Genomic DNA, 18,457 nt, shown 5'->3' with positions numbered 1-18,457 from the left:
GTAGGCTTTTTTATTTAGGGCTATTATACTAAAATAGTATAACCATGATATGAACCTTCGATTAAGTAAAGTAAGAGAAATTCTGCAAAAAAAGAAAATCACGGCTATAATTATCTCAAATCCGATTAATCGAAATTATATATCCGGATTTACTGGAACAGAAGCGACGCTCCTTATTGGATTGAGAAGAGCATATTTTATCACCGATTTCAGATATATCGAACAAGCGAAACAAGAGATAAGCGGATTTCAAATTGTTGAAATAAAATCGGGCGAGACTGCGTTAGAAACCTGTGCTCAGTTGATCCAACAAAACCGATGGTTGCGGGTAGGGTTCGAAGCGGAACATTTCACTGTTGCTACCCACCAGAAGCTGATGAAAAATATCAGAACAGTTCGCTTGATTCCTACTCAGCGAATCGTCGAATCACTTCGTGAAATTAAAGACGAACACGAATTAAGGTTAATTGAGACCAGTGCGAATATTGCAGAACAGGCGTTTCGCAACGTTATACCGTTGATTCGAATTGGCACAACCGAAAAAGAAATTGCAATGCGGTTTGAATGGGAAGCGAGAAAACTCGGCGCAGATAAGGTAGCGTTTGAACTTATCGTTGCTTCTGGGAAACGGTCAGCATTACCGCATGGTGTTGCTTCCGATAAGAAACTTCGCAACGGTGAATTCGTAACCATAGATTTCGGTGTCGTCTATCAAGGGTATTGTTCCGATTGTACCCGAACCTTCTGTATCGGTAAGCCGACAATCAAACAAAAAGAAATCTATGAGGTAGTGCTTAAAGCTCAGGAAACCGCATTGAATGCGGTTTGCCCGCAATTGCAATGTAATCGGCTGGATTCGATCGCGAGAACCGTTATTGAACAAGCTGGATATGGGAAATATTTCGGTCACGGGCTCGGACACGGTGTCGGGCGTGAGATTCATGAATCGCCTCGATTGAACAAACTGAATCAAACGAAACTAGCGCCAGGAATGGTTATAACGATAGAACCGGGAATATACATACCAAATTGGGGCGGGGTGCGGATAGAAGATTTAGTCGTTGTAACCGATAAAGGATATACATTGCTAACCCATTACCCAAAAGAATTAATCAGCTTACCTAACTAATGCAAAACGAATTATTCAACAAAGTTACATCATCGTTTGTGATTCACCTTCTCATAGTCTTCTTGGTTTATTTCATTTTAATTCTTGTCTATATACAACCATATCAGTTCAATCTATCCAGTTTGATAAAAATTGACGAACAGGATACCAATTATCGCTCGGACTTCGTACCTCCGGGAACTGTGATTTTTCATGGGGACGGCTACGACGGTCAATATAACTATTATATTATTCAAGATTTATTTTTTAACGGAAAATTTAACGATGCGTTTCGATATCAGCGAATTCTATATCCCGTGTTGGTTAAACTTGTTGCATTCGGAAACGCTCGATTCATCCCGATTTCGTTTATTTTGGTTAATCTAATGAGTATAGTTGTCGGGATGTATTTTCTCCGCAGGTTTATTGATAATCCGAAATTGCAATATCTGGTTATTCTGTATGGCCTTAATGTAGGGTTTATTATCGGGACACTCTACGATTTAGGCACGCCGGTAGCAATAACGTTAATCGTAGTTGGGCTCTATTATTTAAAACGGGATAACGTTCGGTTAACCAGTATATTCTTTGCGCTCTCTCTCTTAACGATGGAAAATGCCCTGCTTTTTATCGGCGCATCACTCGGCTACTTCATGTATAAAAAAGAATGGAATAAAACGGGATATATATTAGTTAGCATTATTCCTTGGGTTGTATGGCAATTAGTTCTCTGGAGACAATTTGGGGTAATCCCGATTCTCAGCTCAACCGGTGCGTTCGGATTGCCATTTATCGGGATAATTCAGCAGATCATTTTTTTGTTACATCAAGAATATTCTGGTATTCATGACTGGTTTAGAAAAACGAATGTTATCTGGATGATAGCGTTTGTTGTTCTGGGTTTAATCGTTAGTGGATATCAATTTAGCAAAAAAAAAGATATCATTTCGTGGTTCCTCTTAGTGCATGTTATTTTTGGGCTATGTCTAAGTCACTCGATAATCTGGCGACATACCCTCACATCACCAGCACGGGTTTTAGCCGGTGTATTTCCCTTAATAATCCTTGGGTATAGTCAGGATAATAAAAATCTATCTTGGCGAATATTACTTTATTTCGCGTGGTTCTTAACGTTACTCGGAATATTGCGGGTATTTCTATTGCCACAACATCCGTATTTAATTAGTCGTTAAGTATGTCGAATAAAAGTAGTCATATAAAAAGTCCGTTCGTGATATTTCTTGTTGTTTATCTTGTTCTCTTTCTATTCATTTTTCATCCGCGAATTTCTGGGAACGATGAAATTGGATATTATGTATATCTCCGGTCAGCAATGATTGACCGAGATTTCGATTTTACAAACGAGTTCGCGCATTATAAAGATTCTTATCTTATTGTCGGATATAGTTCGGTTACTGGTAAACCGGTGAATGGCTTACCCATTGGGTCAGCTATTTTATGGCTCCCATTTTTTCTGCTGGCTCATTTCGGGATTTGGGTTGCGCATCTATTTGGTTCATTAATGCCGATGGATGGATATTCGATGCCGTATATATTTGCGATATGTTTCGGTTCGTCACTCTATGCATTCTTCGGACTTCTCTTGATATATCAGCTAGCTAAGAATATCTTTGCCAATGAAAAAGTTATCAAAGTAGCCATTCTATTATTCTGGTTAGCTTCTCCGTTAGTTTACTATATGTATCTTCAGCCGGCAATGGCGCATGCTAATTCAGTATTTGCGGTATCCCTGTTTCTCTACCTCTGGTATACTATGCGGGGAAGAGAATCCTTTCAAAAATGGTGTCTTCTTGGAGTGATAGGAAGTATAATGACTTTGGTTCGATTTCAGGATGCACTATTTGTGGTGATTCCTTGGGTGGATTATGTATTGCAGCGAAGGAAAGAAATTAAACTGAGAAGTATCCTGCAGAATGCACTCAGTTTTGGGCTGCCATTCTTCATTATTTTCCTGCCTCAGTTATTGGTATGGAAGTCTATTTTCGGTTCCTATTTTAGCGGACCGGAATCGCATCAGATTATTTCCGGAACCAATCTATTGCAACCGCATCTGCTAGCGGTTCTCTTTTCTGGTAGGCACGGGCTCATCACTTGGCATCCGATAATTTTATTCAGTCTTGTTGGAACCGTTTGGTTATATCAAAAAGATAAATGGTTCACCGGATTACTCGTGGGACTATTTATCGTCCAACTTTATCTAATCAGTTCTTGGCACGAATATTGGGGAGCACATTCATTCGGGCATCGGATGTTTTTAAGTAGCGCTGCTTTTTTCGTTTTAGGGTTAATCGCTTTTCTCGAAAAGATAAATAACAAAATTCCATTTACATTGATATATTTGGGCAGTGCAGTGTTGATTATCTGGAATCTATTGCTCATTGCCCAATATACGTTAGGATTAATTGACCGCGACGGGACAACGCCATTTTTAACTGTTATCTATAACCAAATATTTGTTGTCCCGACGAAATTCAACGAGATTATTCGGCTCATATTCTCTTCATAATCATGCATAATAAAATTCCAATATTAGTTTTAGTCGGACCGACCGCTGTGGGTAAAACTGATATCGGTATCGAAATTGCACAAGCTCTGGAAACCGAAATCATCTCTGCCGATTCGATGCAGGTATATCGTTATCTAAATATCGGGACGGCGAAACCAACTTTGGAACAACAGCGGTTAGTTAAGCATTATATGATAGATTTAGTTAATCCTGATGAACCATATAACGCTGCGATATATAGCCAACAAGCAACACAGATTGCTGAAAATTTATATAATTGCCAGAAAATTCCGCTGGTCGTTGGCGGGACTGGGTTATATATTCGAGCGTTAATCGACGGCATTTTCGCGCAACCGAAAATATCAGAATCGTGGAGAAAACAATTTAGAGTAGATAAAGAAAAGAAAAGCAATACTGAATTACATGCAGAACTCCGTGCGGTTGATGAACTTGCCGCTGATCGTATCCATCCGAACGACCGCAGACGAATCCTTCGTGCGTTAGAAGTCTATCATTATTTTCGAATTCCGATAAGTCAATTCCAACAGGAACAGCGACAGCAGGGAACACGATTTATTCCACTTTATTTCGGGTTAACCATGGAGATGCGAAGATTATATGAACGGATTCATCAGCGAATTGATAAAATGATAAATCAAGGGTGGGTGGAAGAAGTTCAATGGCTTCGAGCGCAAGGATATTCACCGCAACTTCTTTCAATGCAAGGATTAGGATATCGCCAAATCAACGCTTTTCTCGATAAGAAAATACATTATGAGCAAATGATTACATTAATCCAGCGCGATACCCGACATTATGCGAAACGCCAGATGACTTGGTTTCGAGCAAATCCGAGAATCAACTGGTTTGTAATTGACGTCGAAGAAAAGAAGAATATTATCAATAAAATCATAACTATAACAAAAAATCAATTTATCGCTTGAAAAAATAGAGTGAATCGGTTTATGATGGTATACTATTTTAGTAATATAGGGTAAAATTTTTAACCGAATCGAATGTAGTAGGAGGAAAGTCTATAGGTTATGTCAAAAGTTAGTATGAATTTGCAGGATAGTTTTTTAAATGCAGCACGTCGACAGAATGCTTCGGTAACCATTATATTAACTGATGGTTCACAACTGAAAGGCAAGGTTAACGGATTCGATAATTTCACGGTTATCCTTGATGTTGGTAAAATTCAGCATTTAATTTATAAACATGCGATTGCAACAGTTTTCCCGGATAAGCCGTTAGATAGGAGACCGCTCAACGCACAAGGTCAATCCGCAAAACCCGATGAAATTACTCCTGAAAAAATTCAGGAATTTAAAAAGGCCATGGAAGGACAAAAATAATCAGAATTTAGATTCCAGATTTTAGATATGTTGCATTTCTAAAGTCTGCGATCTAAATTTATTCAGTAACTATTCGTAAGCATAAATCGTTACTTACCACACAACCTACAGTAGAAAAAGCCATTTTAGTTGGTGTAGTTCATCCACCGAATGCGTTATGGCAAGTAGAAGAGTCGGTAGATGAACTCCAGCTTCTTGCGTTAAGTGCTGGTGCAGAGTGTTTAGAAACCGTTATCCACAAGCAAACGCGGATTAACCCGAGTTTGTTCATTGGAAAAGGAACTGCGGAAAGGATAGCGGAATTAGTTATTGCACGCAATGCGAATCTGGTCATTTTCGATGATGACTTAACCCCAGCTCAGCAGCGGAATTTAGAGGAAATCTGTCAGGTTAAAATTGTTGACCGAACCGAGTTGATTCTTGATATTTTTGCCCAACGGGCAAAAACGAAAGAAGGGAAACTCCAAGTCGAATTAGCGCAATTACATTATCGGTTACCACGCTTAACCGGTCGCGGAGTGTTAATGTCACGGTTAGGCGGTGGAATTGGGACCCGTGGTCCGGGAGAAACCAAGCTTGAAACCGACCGTAGACGGATTCGTGACCGGATTCGGTATCTCGAACAAGCAATAGATAAAATTGCGATATATCGGAAACAGCAGCGGATGCGACGTGTATCCAGTCATATCCCGCTGGTAGCGTTAGTTGGATATACCAATGCTGGCAAATCTACATTGTTTAACGCACTCACCGATGAAACTGTTTTAGTGCAAGATAAATTATTTGCAACGCTTGACCCGACCACACGTCGTATTAAATTACCGAACGGAGAGTATATCCTGCTGTCCGATACCGTTGGGTTTATTCGGAAATTACCGCATGATTTAGTAGCTGCGTTTCGTGCAACGCTGGAAGAAGTCCGCCACGCTGATTTATTATTACATATCGTTGACGCTAGCCATCCCTATAAAGAAGACCAGATAGCGGCAGTGGAAAAAGTATTAAAAGAAATTGGGATAGCGGATAAACCGATAATCACGGTTTGGAATAAAAGCGATACCTTTGTTAACCCTATCGAGACTGCAGAACGACTGAAACATAAAGTAGCGAATAGCGTGGTTATTTCAGCGTTAGAACATCGCGGGTTTATTGAGTTATTCAATGCGATTATGCAATTTTTTGAAAGCCGATGGCTGGAAATTCGGTTGAATATTCCGCATTATCGCGCGGATGTGATAGCGAATCTGTACCATATTGGGCAAGTGGAAACTATCAAGTATCTCGCGAAACATATCCAAGTCACCGCACGGATTTTAGCGGAAGATAAACATAGATTTCGAGAGTTTATACGAGACTCCCATCGAACTATAGAGAGACTCTAGGTCGTATAGCGTTCCATATGCAATATTTATCCTCATGTTACGTTGAATATTGTTACTGGAATATTTTGCATTAACTTATATTGTCTGTAGCGTCACAGCGAAAAATTATGCAACCATCAATTCGGATTCGCGTAGCGGTAATTCTCATTCAAAATGGTACTCTTCTTTTCGTGAAGCATTGCAAGTATGGGAAAGAATATTGGTTGTTACCCGGTGGTGGACTCGAATTTGGTGAAACGATTGAATCCTGTGCGAAACGGGAACTGCGAGAAGAAACTGGATTCGAAATCGAACTTGGAGATTTAGCATTTATTAACGAATCTATTCCCCCAGATAAACATCGGCATGTACTCAATTTATTTTTTTGGGGTACAATTATTGGTGGGACGTTAAACGTCCAACCCGATGGGGTTTTAATTGATGCCGCATTTATTCCGATAGAAAAAATACCGGAATTAACCATGTTTCCACGGGTGAACCGGGAACTGTTAACGCTGATTCAAAGGAAATCAGTCGAGCAAATATCGTTAGGAAACCGATGGGATTAACACTAGCAACGAAACTAACAATCATCCGAATTCTGGCTATTCCAATATATATTCTTTGCGTTCTGCAGGATTATCCGGAAGTAGCGCTATTGATTTTTGTTATTGCGGCGGTAACTGATGCGTTAGATGGATTTATCGCTAGAACGAAAAACCAGAAAACCGAATTGGGAACAATTCTTGACCCGTTAGCCGATAAATTGTTATTAACCACTGCGTTTTTGTTGTTAGCCATAAAATATTCGCCGTTAGTTTGGGTTGCGGTGATTGTTATCAGTCGTGATGTTCTGTTAACGCTGGGAACAGTCATCGCATATATGCTTCTTGGGAATGTTCGGATTGCGCCGAATTGGTTAGGTAAGATTACCACTACCGTGCAACTTGTCACCGTATTAACCATTCTGCTTATTGACGGATTTTCACAGGTTGCTGTTACTTCGCATCCGCTCGTTTGGTATTTATGTTATACAACCGCAGCGTTAACCATTATTTCCGGACTTATCTATATTATCCAAGGAAGTAAATGGCTCACCGAAGCGAATCAGAAGGAAGAAGAAAAAAGGAAGAAGGAAGAAAAAGAGTCACCGCCTTCTTCCGAAGGTAGGTAACTTCATTCTTCTCCGATATTGAAATGATTTCTTTATCCAAAGAAGAGTTTGAACAGCTAGTTGAACAAGCGCTACTCCAGTTACCGGAACAATTTCGCGAGAAGATTGCGCAGGAAAATATTGTCGTGTTAATTGAAGAGTATCCAGATAAAAGGATGCGAGCGAGTATCGGGCACGGAGATATTCTCGGTGTATTCCATGGGGTAGCGCGAACTGAAAAATCTATTGACGGATTCTACTATCCAGACCGAATAATTTTATATCAGAAAAATATTGAACGAATCTGTTCAACCAGAAAAGAACTGGAACAACAAATCATCGCTACGGTTAAACACGAAGTCGGTCATTATTTCGGGCTTGATGAAGATGAACTAAGCGATGTTTGAAAAAAACTCACCGCTGAAATAAGGGTGGAGAATCGAGGTTGTTCGTTATTGCCTTGCTTTTTCTCCAGTGTAACTCACTCCTATTTACCCTGCCATTGCAACCGAAACGGAAACAGCTATTGGGATTACCAAAGCGATATCTCGAGAATACTGATATTGTATCTTTTACAGGCAAACTGATTCAATTAAAACGGTTGAAACAATTGGAGATAAATGTCGGTTAAAGATCATTACTTTATGTAGCGAAATGAATACTAAAAAATTTTTGATTATTTTGCAACCAAATGCAATATAGATTCGTCATAAATAATAAATAGGAATTAATTTTGATTATTTTAATAACGTAAAACCAAAATTCTTTTACTTTCGGGATAGGGTTTAACCTATCCCGATTTTTTTTCTTTGCGTTAATTCCAATATTTTGCTACAATAAATTCCCGACATAATAAATCTTACCTTGTTAAAGAAAGCAATTCTGTGAAATATAAACCGGTAGATTTAGATAACGTTAAATTGCAATCAATCAGCCAACGGAAACATAAAGTCCGAATTTCGGATTTTGGCAAACCGTCCAAATCCAAAGATCCTAAATTTGCAGAATATCTCGATTCGTTACCGAATATTCTTGCCGGAAAAGATTTCCGTGAACTCGTCCATGCTATCGTCATTGCGTATCGCAAGAAGAAACCGGTTATCGTTATGCTCGGCGGACATACAGTTAAATGCGGGGTATCTCCGTTCATTATCGAATTAATTAAACGGAATGTTATCACCGCCGTTGCAATGAACGGAGCTACCAGTATCCACGATTTCGAAATTGCCTATTACGGCGAAACGAGCGAACAAGTAGATGAAACTTTGGATACCGGGACGTTCGGCATGGTGAAAGAGACTGGCGAGTTGATGCATCAAGCGGTTACCGAAGGATTAATTTCCGGTGTCGGGTTAGGTCGAGCGCTGGGAAATAAACTCTTGGAGATAAAAGCGAAACATCGCGAACTGAGCATTCTCGCTACGACAGCGAAATTGGATATCCCGACAACGGTTCATGTAGCTATCGGAACGGATACTATCCATCAGCATCCGAACGTTGACGGTGCGGCGTTAGGTGAATCGAGTTTACTGGATTTTCGGTTATTAACCGATGTGGTTAAAGATTTGAATAACGGCGGGGTTGTGCTCAATATCGGGTCAGCAGTAATACTGCCGGAAGTTTTTCTAAAAGTGTTAACTATTGCGCGCAACCTCGGTTTTCCGGTACGGAATTTCGTTACCGCAAACCTTGATATGGAACAGCATTATCGACCGCAAGTGAATGTCGTTCAGCGACCAACACATCTCGGCGGAAAAGGATACCGTATCACCGGACATCATGAATTAATAATCCCGTTGCTTACCGCAGCAATACTATTGGCTCTGAAAGGAAGATAATATTTTCATTTTAAAAATGTATCATTTAGCATTTTAAATTTTAATGTAGCAATGAAAAATTTGCAATTGGAAATAATTATTGATTATGGATTGTGCGAAATATAATATTGATAAAAAGAAATTAATTAGATTAGTGCATAAGTTTAATAGAGCGCGAATTTTAGTTATTGGAGATTTGATGTTAGATGAATTTATCTGGGGGAAAGTAAATCGGATTTCACCGGAAGCTCCGGTACCGGTAGTTCGCGTCACGGCGCAAACGTATGTTCTTGGCGGAGCTGGGAATGTAGCGAATAATATTAAAACTTTGAACGGTAACGTGGATATAGCTGGGGTAATTGGAAATGATGAAATCGGGCAAAAATTGCTGCACGAGTTTAAAACCCGTAAGATTAATAGCAAATTAGTCATAACCGATACGACGCGACCGACAACATTGAAAACCCGGGTTATTGCGCATAATCAACAGATTGTGCGGGTTGACCGGGAAGCAACCGAATCGGTAGCTGACGATATCACAACTCAGATTATTGAAGGGACTAAAAAGATTATTGATGATATAGATGCGATAATTATTGAAGATTATGGCAAAGGAGTTATAACCGCGCGATTGTTGAAAGAAGTCTTAGCACTAGCTCGGAAACATGATAAATACGTTAGCGTTGACCCGAAAGTTGACCATTTCACATTATATAAGAAAGTGGATATTATTACGCCGAATCATTATGAAGCTGGTGCATTTATTGGACAAGAGATAACCGATGAACAATCGTTACTCTCGGTTGGGAAACAATTGGTTGAAGCACTGGAAGGAGCCAACGTGTTAATCACCCGTGGTGAAGAAGGGATGTCGCTATTCGAACCGACCGGAGATATAACCCATATTCCCACGGTTGCAAAAGAAGTTTATGATGTTAGCGGAGCCGGAGACACGGTTATTGGCACCTTGACACTTGCGCTGTCAGTAGGCGGGAGTTTTAAAGAAGCAGCGATGCTCTCGAATTTCGCTGCCGGCGTTGTGGTCGGTAAGGTCGGCGTTGCAACCGTTACCCCTGAAGAGCTCATATCAGCAATTTCAGCATAATATAAGATATTTAGATTTCTTTATTCATTTCAAATTTAGCATTTTGCATCTAAAATTTAAAATGTGTAATGCTAAATTTACATTGTACAATGATTGTATTAGGCGTTATTCCTGCCCGATATGCTGCAACTCGTTTTCCCGGCAAACCACTTGCGGATATCTGTGGAAAACCGATGGTATTGCATGTCTACGACCGAGCGAAACGAGCGAAATGTTTGAGCGAACTCATGGTTGCTACTGACGATGAACGGATATTAAGAGTCATCGAACAAGCTGGCGGGAAAGCGATGATAACCAGCACGCAACATCAATCCGGTTCGGATAGGTTAGGGGAAGTAGCGCAGAAAATCGATGCGGATATTGTCGTGAACATCCAAGGCGATGAACCCTTGTTAGAACCGGAAATGATTGATGAAATGGTTCAGCCGTTACTTAGTGATAGGACAATTTTGATGGGAACCCTAAAAAAACGGATATCGAATCCGGAAGATTTGCATAATCCCAATATCGTTAAGGTCGTATGCGATATAAATGGATTTGCGATTTATTTTTCGCGGTCGCTGATACCATATCCGAAAACCGGTTGGAAAGATGCCAGTATTCATGGTCTAGCAGAAGGTGAACTGGCGTTCTATAAACATCTTGGGCTTTATGCATATCAAAAAGAGTTTCTCTTACAGTTCACCAAACTGCCAGTTAGTCCGCTCGAAAAAATCGAAGGGTTGGAACAATTACGTGCGTTATATAACGGCTATAAAATCAAGGTTGTTGAAACGAAGTTTGATACGATAGCGGTTGATACACCAGAAGATTTAGAACGAGTGAAACAAATAATCAGTGGAAACTAACCACTCGAAAATTACCATTTTTAACGGATTTAACCGTTTACCTTAACCAATTCAGTATGACCAAATATATTTTTGTTACCGGTGGAGTTGTTTCATCGTTAGGCAAGGGAATCGCTTCAGCATCAATCGGTTGTTTGTTAGAAAGTCACGGGTTGAAAATCACGTTACAAAAATTCGACCCGTATATCAATGTTGACCCAGGAACCATGAGTCCATATCAGCACGGAGAAGTATATGTTACCGATGACGGTGCGGAAACCGACCTGGATTTAGGACACTATGAACGGTTCACCAGTATCGTAACCAGTCAGGATAATAATGTTACTGCCGGACGGATATATTATGATGTCATAACGAAAGAACGACGTGGTGATTATCTTGGTGGAACGGTTCAGGTGGTTCCGCATATCACCAATGAAATAAAATCGAGAATTCGTAAATTAGCGGAAAAAGACCATTTAGATGTGGTTATCACTGAGATCGGCGGAACAGTCGGTGATATTGAAGGATTACCTTTTCTCGAGGCGATTCGACAATTCCGCTTGGACGTTGGTCGAGAGAATGTGTTATATGTTCACGTAACCTTGATTCCGTTTATCAAGGCGGCGGGTGAAATGAAAACTAAACCGACTCAGCATAGCGTTGCGGCGTTGCGGAGTATCGGGATTCAGCCAGACGTTCTGCTTTGCCGAACAGAAAAACCGCTCTCTGAAGAAATGCGTTCAAAAATCGGGTTATTCTGTAACGTGGAAACGGAATCAGTTTTTCAGGCGTTAGATGTGAATTCGATTTATGAAGTGCCTTTGATGTTTTCTGAGCAGAAGTTGGATGAAGTGATCTTGAAACGATTAGGGATTCCGCTCGATAAGAGTGATATGTCAGCTTGGGAACAATTAGTGTATCGAATTAAAAATCCAATTGGCGTGGTTAAAGTAGCCGTGGTCGGAAAATATATCGGATTGCAGGATGCATATAAAAGTATTTATGAAGCATTATATCACGGAGCGATAGCGAATAATTATAAACTTGAAATAAAGAAAATTGATTCTGAAGAGATTGAAGAAAAAGGCACCGATGATTTACTCGGTGATGTCAGTGGCATTTTAATACCCGGTGGATTTGGTCCTCGAGGGATTGAAGGGAAAATTGCTGCGGTACGATATGCGCGCGAGAAAAAAATACCGTTTTTCGGGATTTGTTTAGGAATGCAATGTGCAGTGATTGATTTCGCTCGAAATGTCTGCGGGTTAGAAAAAGCGAATAGCACCGAATTCGATAAGCATACGCCGTATCCGGTGATCAGTCTGCTGGAAGAGCAAAAGAAAATTTCGGAACTAGGAGGAACAATGCGGTTAGGCGCTTATCCTTGCCATTTGCGAGATACCTCTAAAAGCTATCAAGCATATCACCAAACGGTTATTTTTGAACGGCATCGGCATCGGTACGAATTTAACAATGAATTTAAATCACTGTTTGAAAACGCTGGGATGCTTGTTGCCGGATTATCACCGGATGCAAGTTTAGTTGAAATTATTGAAATACCGGAACACCCCTGGTTTGTCGCTAGTCAATTTCATCCCGAATTTAAAAGCCGACCTTTAAACCCACATCCATTATTCCGTGAGTTTATTTCAGCAGCTATCGCCTATAAAACTCAGAAAAAATGACTTCTAGATAGCTTGACAGAACCACGTAATACTACGTAAAATTTATACATTCGTTTGCTATTTCAGTTTTGCATTTGACAATATTTCAATCTCGACAACTTCGAATTAGTTGTGGGGGAATAGCTCAGCTGGGAGAGCGCCTCGTTCGCAACGAGGAGGTCGAGGGTTCGACTCCCTTTTCCTCCACCAGTTCAATTTTTCTCGCCTAGTTTACGTTAATTTCGGAAATCTGTAACAATTTTATTGATATTATCGGTTTTGAATAAATAGTTTATTTGTTTATTGAGTGATGTGTTACTTGGGCATCATGAGAATTGAACGGTTCAATTCTCATTACGTTCCAATATTAGACATTATAAAGGCAAAGTTAGGCGGGCAGTGAGCGTTTAATGAATTGTATAAACTAGGTGGTTCGCAATCGTTTTGAATGGACATGCGTGATTTTCCAACCGCCTTCTTCTCGACGGAGCAAAAACTCCTGAAGATAATGTTTTTCTTCTTTACCCAAAATATCTTTCCGTAGGCATTCGATATAAACTCCGCCAGGACGGAATTCGACCTTCTTAATCTCCACTTGCTGGAGAGGTGGGGTTCCTTTTCCAATTTGTTGCGATAATGCTTGATATATCGATTGCCGGGATTGAATATAATCACCGAGCGGTGGTAATGGCAAGGTTTGCGATAAACATTGATATTCCGCAGCAAAATCTTGCTTATTCCACGATTCGATAAACCGACGAACAATTTCTTCCGGCGGCGGTAAATCTTTCATCCGAGAAAAAGCTTTTGTTGGCACGTGTTCTGGTTCAGGTTTCGGACTAACTGGCGGTGCGAAATCTGGGGTCGGTTTTTGCCGTGGTTTCGGTTTCAGACTATCGGGAGCATTCGGTTGATCATTATTCCGATTTTTCACTTTACTTAGAGTTGGTTTCGAAGGAGCGGTAGCTTGAGGCTTTCTAGGGAGGATTGCTGCGGTAGATTCTTCAGGTTGCGGTTTCGGTTGAACTGGTTTAATTTCCGGGGTCGATAGTTGACTGGTTCGTTTTGTCCAATCCAGTCGGTATGATGGACAACCGAGGTCAATCCGAGTAACCGATAATAATGCCCAGTTTGGTGAAGCACAGAATACCTGCTTAACCTGTCCTTCCGACGTATTCATTATCTGCTCGGAATAATACTGACAGTCAGCCATTCTACAATTGATAGGGTTCTTGGTATCTGCAACCATAATGGTGAAAATTTGTTATAACATTAGTTAAGTTACTGTTAAATAGGTATAAGGTCGCTGTTCTGATAATTGCGAAACGCTATTTACTCGTTCTTCCAGTAGTCGGTGGCGATGTTTTTCCTGCACTTGAACCACTTTTAGGAAGGGATTTTCCGCCAGCGATTGGAATTCGTGCGGTAGTTCGTTTTTCCGCAGCGATAGCTCCGGAAGCAGAAATCTCAGCAACCCTTTTCTTTTCTAATTTTGATTGTTTTTCAGCTTCTTTTTCCTTTTGTGTTTTTGAGATGAAAATCGCGCGCGGAGCGCGTTCTTCTTTCCGTGCAGAGTAACTTACCCAAAATAAAATGAACGCAAAAATGAATATGAGCGGACCGAAAACCAAACGGAGCCATAATGAACTGGTGAAATAAAAACTTAATCCAATGGCTACAGATAAATAACTTAATGCCGCAAATATTGCTGACGACCTGCGGTCACGATAAAAAATATATATTTCACCAAAAAATAAAATCAAGACGATGAGAATTCCTATTCCTAATACCCAATCCCAAAATGTTGTGAACATAAGCAATCAATCGCAATACCCTTTATAAAATTCAACATAACCTACCGCTTTAAGTTTAGCATAGGATTATGATATGGTCAACTTAACTTAGCACATTTAACGATAAAATTTACATTATTTTTATTACGCCGATTATTCCCATTTTGTTTCTTTTGACAAACGGTTTCTTTCTACGGTATTCTATCTAATGAAATATGTTCGAAATCCTCGGTGCGATTCATATCCATAGTCATTATTCTGATGGTTCAGGTTCGTTGCGAGAAATCATCAAGTCCGCTCAGGAAGCGGAATTAGACTATATAATCATAACTGACCATAACACGATTCGCGCTAAAAAAGAACACATCGAGGGTTGGCATGGGAAAACGTTAGTGTTGGTCGGTGAAGAAATTTCTGGTCGGGCGGGGCATTGTCTAGCATTAAACATTTCGAGTCGGATTTCCGGTCGGCGAAAAAAACCGGAACAATATTTGATAGATATACACAAACATCAAGGATTAAGTTTCATAGCACATCCACATTTTGGCAGTAATTGGCAATTTGCAATTCGCAATGTTTCCTGGAAAAACTGGAATGTGCCTGAATTTACCGGGATTGAATTATGGTCGTATCTCGCGGATTGGGCGAAAGATTTAACTTGGCTCAATTTTGCGAAACGCTGGTTAAATCCGCAGCATACGATTAGTGGTCCTTCCCTAGAAACAATAAAAAAATGGGATGAATTAACTCAAACTCGGCGAGTGGTTGCAATTGGCGGCGTTGATGCTCATGCGAAAGTATTAACGCCATTCAAACGACCAGTGATATTACCGTATCACCAGGTATTTAAAACTATCCGAACACACATATTATTGTCCGCTCCTTTAAGTTACAAAGGAATCGAGGATGCAAAACGAGTTTATCAGGCATTGAAATCCGGTCATGTGTTCTTGGCGAATGATGGAATTGCGTTATCTAGCGGATTTAATTTTGTTGCTGTTGATAAAAAAGAAAAAATATTGGGAATAATGGGTGATGAACTTTGCCCGTCGTTTCCGATATATTGTCACATAACTATACCTATACACGATAAATATGTTATGGTAAAACTCGTTAAAGATGGACAAGTTATTTATCGCGAACAAACCCATAAAATCGTTTATAAGCTTAATTCTCCTGGCGTGTATCGAGTTGAAGTTACATATCATCGGCATCCGTGGATATATTCTAATCCCATTTATCTTCGAGCAACATCGCTCAAGTAGCCAAAAATTTAGAAATTAGATATGATTGATACACTCACCAAAAAAATTTATTTTGGGATATAATTCGCAGAATTATCTTGACAGTTATTGCTATTCAAGTATATAAATATATAGACAAAATTAGGAAAAATAATCAATTATCCAAAAAATAACTCATTAACAAAATAAGAAATTTATTGTAGTAGTTTATTAAACGTGTAATAATTTATTTGAATATGCTATTCTAATGTGATACAATGTATAATTATTTACGATTAGATTATGGTAGGTAATTTATTGTCGGCGAAAAAAATGATATCGCTTGATATAGGTAGTGGAACCGTTAAAGCTGTTGAGTTGCGGCGAACACGTAATAGTGTTGTGATTGACCGCGTTGCGGTTAAGAGAATCCCGTTTGTTGAATCTGAAACGTCTGAAGCGAGAACTGCCACGGTGATTGAAACGATACAATCGTTGCTGAAAGAAAATAAAATTTCGGCTAAAAAAGCAATTTTCGGGTTACCTGGACATCAAGTATTTGTTCGGAAAATGCGATTACCGATTGCCCCTGAAGACCGATTGGCAAAAATAATTGCTTACGAAGCCCGTCACCAGATACCTTTCCCATTAGATAAAATCCAACTTGATTATCAAATCAGTCAAATTCCTGAATCTACTGAGGTTGAGGTTTTACTGGTTGGGAGTAAAAAAGAATCTATTGCAGAATATATCGAGTTTCTCAGTAAAACAGGCATAAAACCATTATTTCTGGATGTAACTCCTGTTGCATTATATAATTTTCATAAATATATTGATCCAACTCCTTCTGAAGAAGCAATCGCGTTGATGAATATCGGAGCGTCGGCAACGGATATTAGCATTATTCGCAATGGGAAACTAAGTTTCACACGAACCGCACCTATTGGCGGAATAGAAATCACCCGGGGGATTGCGAGTACATTAAATATCTCGTTAAATGAAGCTGAAGATATTAAGATTAATGAAGGGAAAGCACCGCTCGAACTTGAATTGTTTGAAGAAAGCGAAGCCGGAAATGAAACGAAACAACGCGAGAAATTGATTCAAGACGCCGTGGGTAGTGCGTTAGAAAAACTCATTGGCGAAATTCGCCGAACCTTTGATTATTATATTTCGCAACCCGATGGCATTGCTATCGGTCGCATTATTTTAAGTGGTGGGACTTCAAAACTTCCTGGGATAGCCCAATTTTTAGAAATGAAAATCGGAACAACTGTTCAGCTCGTGCAAGATTATCCGACCTGGCAAGGATTAACCGAATTACGTGATAGTTATTCTGACCAGCTTCCTTTTCTCACCACGTGTGTTGGATTAGCGTTACGTGGGTTGCCAAAAGTAACCGAACTTATTAAAGTTGATTTCCTGCCCGAGGAAATTAAAAGCGTTCGTGAATTTTCTGCGAAACGAATTGAATTAGCAATCGCTACCGGATTGTTAGCTGCCATTATATTTACCGGGGCACAATTTGGCGGAAACGAATTAAAACAAAAACAAGAGGCAATTTCATTATTAAATCAAAAAGCATTAGCTAGTAAAGCTGGGTATGATAAATATCAGAAAATTAATCAGAAAAAAGATAACTTGGTAAAACAATATGATAATTTATCGTTAGTCATAGCGAATCGAACCTATTGGTTGGATAAACTAGTAAAATTAAATCAAATGACTCCAGTTGATGTCTGGTTTACGAAGATTACTGGCGGGGCGGATTATACCTTGATTATAGAAGGAAAGGCTTTACGAGAAGATTCAGTAGTAGATTTTGGTAATAGGTTAAATAATCCAGCAAATAAACATCATTTTAAAAAATCAAGTCTCGATGAAATGAAAACCCAAACCGATGACCGATTAGGAAAACCTGTGACGGTATTTCGATTTACGGTACAATGTAAACCGCCTACGGAAAAATCGTAAATTAAAATATATATGGCAGCTAAACAAATTGACACCAGTAAAATAAAAAAATTACTTTTTGCCTGGAAAGAATGGTTGCTGATTGCTTTCTTAGCAATAATTTTTATCTTGATGTTAGTGATATTAGCACAAAGTGGGCAAAAGACCGCTGAAGATTATATGCCGAAAGTAGAATTGCAAAAGCAACAAACAATTAATTTTCCGAAAGAGAGTGCGGAAGCAGTGGCTAAAACCATTGCCGGCATGAAATCTTTTGATGAATCCGATTATAAAACCAAATTATTATCCCGAAATTTATTTGATTTTCGCGATGTAATGACCCGATATGATTTCGAAAAGAAAATAGCAGATAAACTTAAAGCTGCCCAAGCATTTTTTGACCAGCAAAATTATGATGAAACGATCCGATTATGTGAAGAAATACTAGCGCAGGATTCAGCACGACAACCTGCGATTAAATTGAAAAATAAAGCTGAAAAAGCAAAAGCTTCAGCGCAAGCAACAACAAATTAATTTTTAATTGAACTAAACCATTTATTATTTATTA

The 18,457-nt window shown here is 39.4% G+C and carries 19 protein-coding genes and 1 tRNA gene; 18 read left to right on the top strand and 2 right to left on the bottom strand.

From position 1 onward, the window contains the following. Positions 1-49 precede the first annotated feature (49 nt). The 15 genes from N3A72_09540 (at position 50) to N3A72_09470 (ending at position 13,130) form a co-directional block, all read left to right on the top strand. On the top strand, positions 50-1,129 hold the full coding sequence (locus tag N3A72_09540; GenBank protein MCX7919827.1) for a Xaa-Pro peptidase family protein: 1,080 nt from the start codon (positions 50-52) through the stop codon (positions 1,127-1,129). 38 nt (positions 1,130-1,167) lie between these two features. After that, positions 1,168-2,301, top strand: a complete 1,134-nt coding sequence (locus N3A72_09535; protein ID MCX7919826.1) for a hypothetical protein — start codon at positions 1,168-1,170, stop codon at positions 2,299-2,301. A 2-nt stretch (positions 2,302-2,303) separates the two neighbouring features. Continuing rightward, positions 2,304-3,635: a glycosyltransferase family 39 protein gene (locus N3A72_09530; protein MCX7919825.1), complete on the top strand. Its 1,332-nt coding sequence runs from the start codon at positions 2,304-2,306 to the stop codon at positions 3,633-3,635. Positions 3,636-3,637: 2 nt separating this feature from the next. After that, the gene (miaA, locus tag N3A72_09525; GenBank protein ID MCX7919824.1) at positions 3,638-4,579 is read left to right on the top strand and encodes a tRNA (adenosine(37)-N6)-dimethylallyltransferase MiaA; all 942 of its coding nucleotides are present in this window, start codon (positions 3,638-3,640) and stop codon (positions 4,577-4,579) included. Positions 4,580-4,678: 99 nt separating this feature from the next. Then, entirely contained in the window at positions 4,679-4,990 is a 312-nt protein-coding gene (gene hfq, locus N3A72_09520; GenBank protein ID MCX7919823.1) for an RNA chaperone Hfq, read from the top strand. Between the two features lie 122 nt (positions 4,991-5,112). After that, positions 5,113-6,372, top strand: coding sequence for a GTPase HflX (hflX, locus tag N3A72_09515; GenBank protein MCX7919822.1), 1,260 nt, complete (start codon positions 5,113-5,115; stop codon positions 6,370-6,372). A gap of 107 nt (positions 6,373-6,479) precedes the next feature. After that, positions 6,480-6,920, top strand: a complete 441-nt coding sequence (locus N3A72_09510; GenBank protein MCX7919821.1) for an NUDIX hydrolase — start codon at positions 6,480-6,482, stop codon at positions 6,918-6,920. Next, complete coding sequence (gene pgsA, locus N3A72_09505) at positions 6,911-7,525, top strand: CDP-diacylglycerol--glycerol-3-phosphate 3-phosphatidyltransferase (GenBank protein ID MCX7919820.1); 615 nt, start codon at positions 6,911-6,913, stop codon at positions 7,523-7,525. Before N3A72_09510 ends, pgsA begins: the two co-directional genes overlap by 10 nt. 23 nt (positions 7,526-7,548) lie before the next feature. Further along, positions 7,549-7,911 carry a metallopeptidase family protein gene (locus tag N3A72_09500; GenBank protein ID MCX7919819.1) on the top strand — a complete coding sequence of 121 codons (363 nt, stop codon included), beginning with the start codon at positions 7,549-7,551 and terminating at the stop codon, positions 7,909-7,911. A 38-nt stretch (positions 7,912-7,949) separates the two neighbouring features. Continuing rightward, a complete protein-coding gene (locus N3A72_09495; protein MCX7919818.1) occupies positions 7,950-8,135 on the top strand; it encodes a hypothetical protein in 186 nt (61 codons plus the stop codon). Positions 8,136-8,388: 253 nt separating this feature from the next. After that, positions 8,389-9,342, top strand: coding sequence for a hypothetical protein (locus tag N3A72_09490; protein ID MCX7919817.1), 954 nt, complete (start codon positions 8,389-8,391; stop codon positions 9,340-9,342). Between the two features lie 85 nt (positions 9,343-9,427). Beyond that, on the top strand, positions 9,428-10,426 hold the full coding sequence (gene rfaE1, locus N3A72_09485; GenBank protein MCX7919816.1) for a D-glycero-beta-D-manno-heptose-7-phosphate kinase: 999 nt from the start codon (positions 9,428-9,430) through the stop codon (positions 10,424-10,426). A gap of 89 nt (positions 10,427-10,515) precedes the next feature. After that, positions 10,516-11,274, top strand: coding sequence for a 3-deoxy-manno-octulosonate cytidylyltransferase (gene kdsB / locus N3A72_09480; GenBank protein MCX7919815.1), 759 nt, complete (start codon positions 10,516-10,518; stop codon positions 11,272-11,274). A 56-nt stretch (positions 11,275-11,330) separates the two neighbouring features. Beyond that, on the top strand, positions 11,331-12,941 hold the full coding sequence (locus N3A72_09475) for a CTP synthase (GenBank protein MCX7919814.1): 1,611 nt from the start codon (positions 11,331-11,333) through the stop codon (positions 12,939-12,941). Between the two features lie 113 nt (positions 12,942-13,054). After that, positions 13,055-13,130 (top strand) — tRNA-Ala (locus N3A72_09470). 214 nt (positions 13,131-13,344) lie between these two features. On the opposite strand, the gene N3A72_09465 is transcribed toward N3A72_09470, so the two are convergent. Beyond that, the gene (locus N3A72_09465) at positions 13,345-14,133 is read right to left on the bottom strand and encodes a hypothetical protein (GenBank protein MCX7919813.1); all 789 of its coding nucleotides are present in this window, start codon (positions 14,131-14,133) and stop codon (positions 13,345-13,347) included. A 115-nt stretch (positions 14,134-14,248) separates the two neighbouring features. Beyond that, positions 14,249-14,734: a hypothetical protein gene (locus tag N3A72_09460; protein MCX7919812.1), complete on the bottom strand. Its 486-nt coding sequence runs from the start codon at positions 14,732-14,734 to the stop codon at positions 14,249-14,251. Between the two features lie 194 nt (positions 14,735-14,928). Between N3A72_09460 and N3A72_09455 the strand changes: the two genes are divergently transcribed. The 3 genes from N3A72_09455 (at position 14,929) to N3A72_09445 (ending at position 18,423) form a co-directional block, all read left to right on the top strand. After that, positions 14,929-15,978 (top strand): CehA/McbA family metallohydrolase, encoded by a 1,050-nt coding sequence (locus N3A72_09455; GenBank protein ID MCX7919811.1) that lies wholly within the window; start codon positions 14,929-14,931, stop codon positions 15,976-15,978. A 261-nt stretch (positions 15,979-16,239) separates the two neighbouring features. Continuing rightward, positions 16,240-17,910 carry a type IV pilus assembly protein PilM gene (pilM, locus tag N3A72_09450; GenBank protein ID MCX7919810.1) on the top strand — a complete coding sequence of 557 codons (1,671 nt, stop codon included), beginning with the start codon at positions 16,240-16,242 and terminating at the stop codon, positions 17,908-17,910. Positions 17,911-17,922: 12 nt separating this feature from the next. Continuing rightward, complete coding sequence (locus N3A72_09445; GenBank protein MCX7919809.1) at positions 17,923-18,423, top strand: hypothetical protein; 501 nt, start codon at positions 17,923-17,925, stop codon at positions 18,421-18,423. Positions 18,424-18,457: the final 34 nt, after the last annotated feature.

The organism is bacterium (assembly GCA_026416715.1).
Taxonomy (GTDB): Bacteria; UBP4; UBA4092; order JAOAEQ01; family JAOAEQ01; genus JAOAEQ01.
Note: the sequence above shows the minus strand (reverse complement) of the source record. Positions and strands in the feature narration are given on the sequence as shown.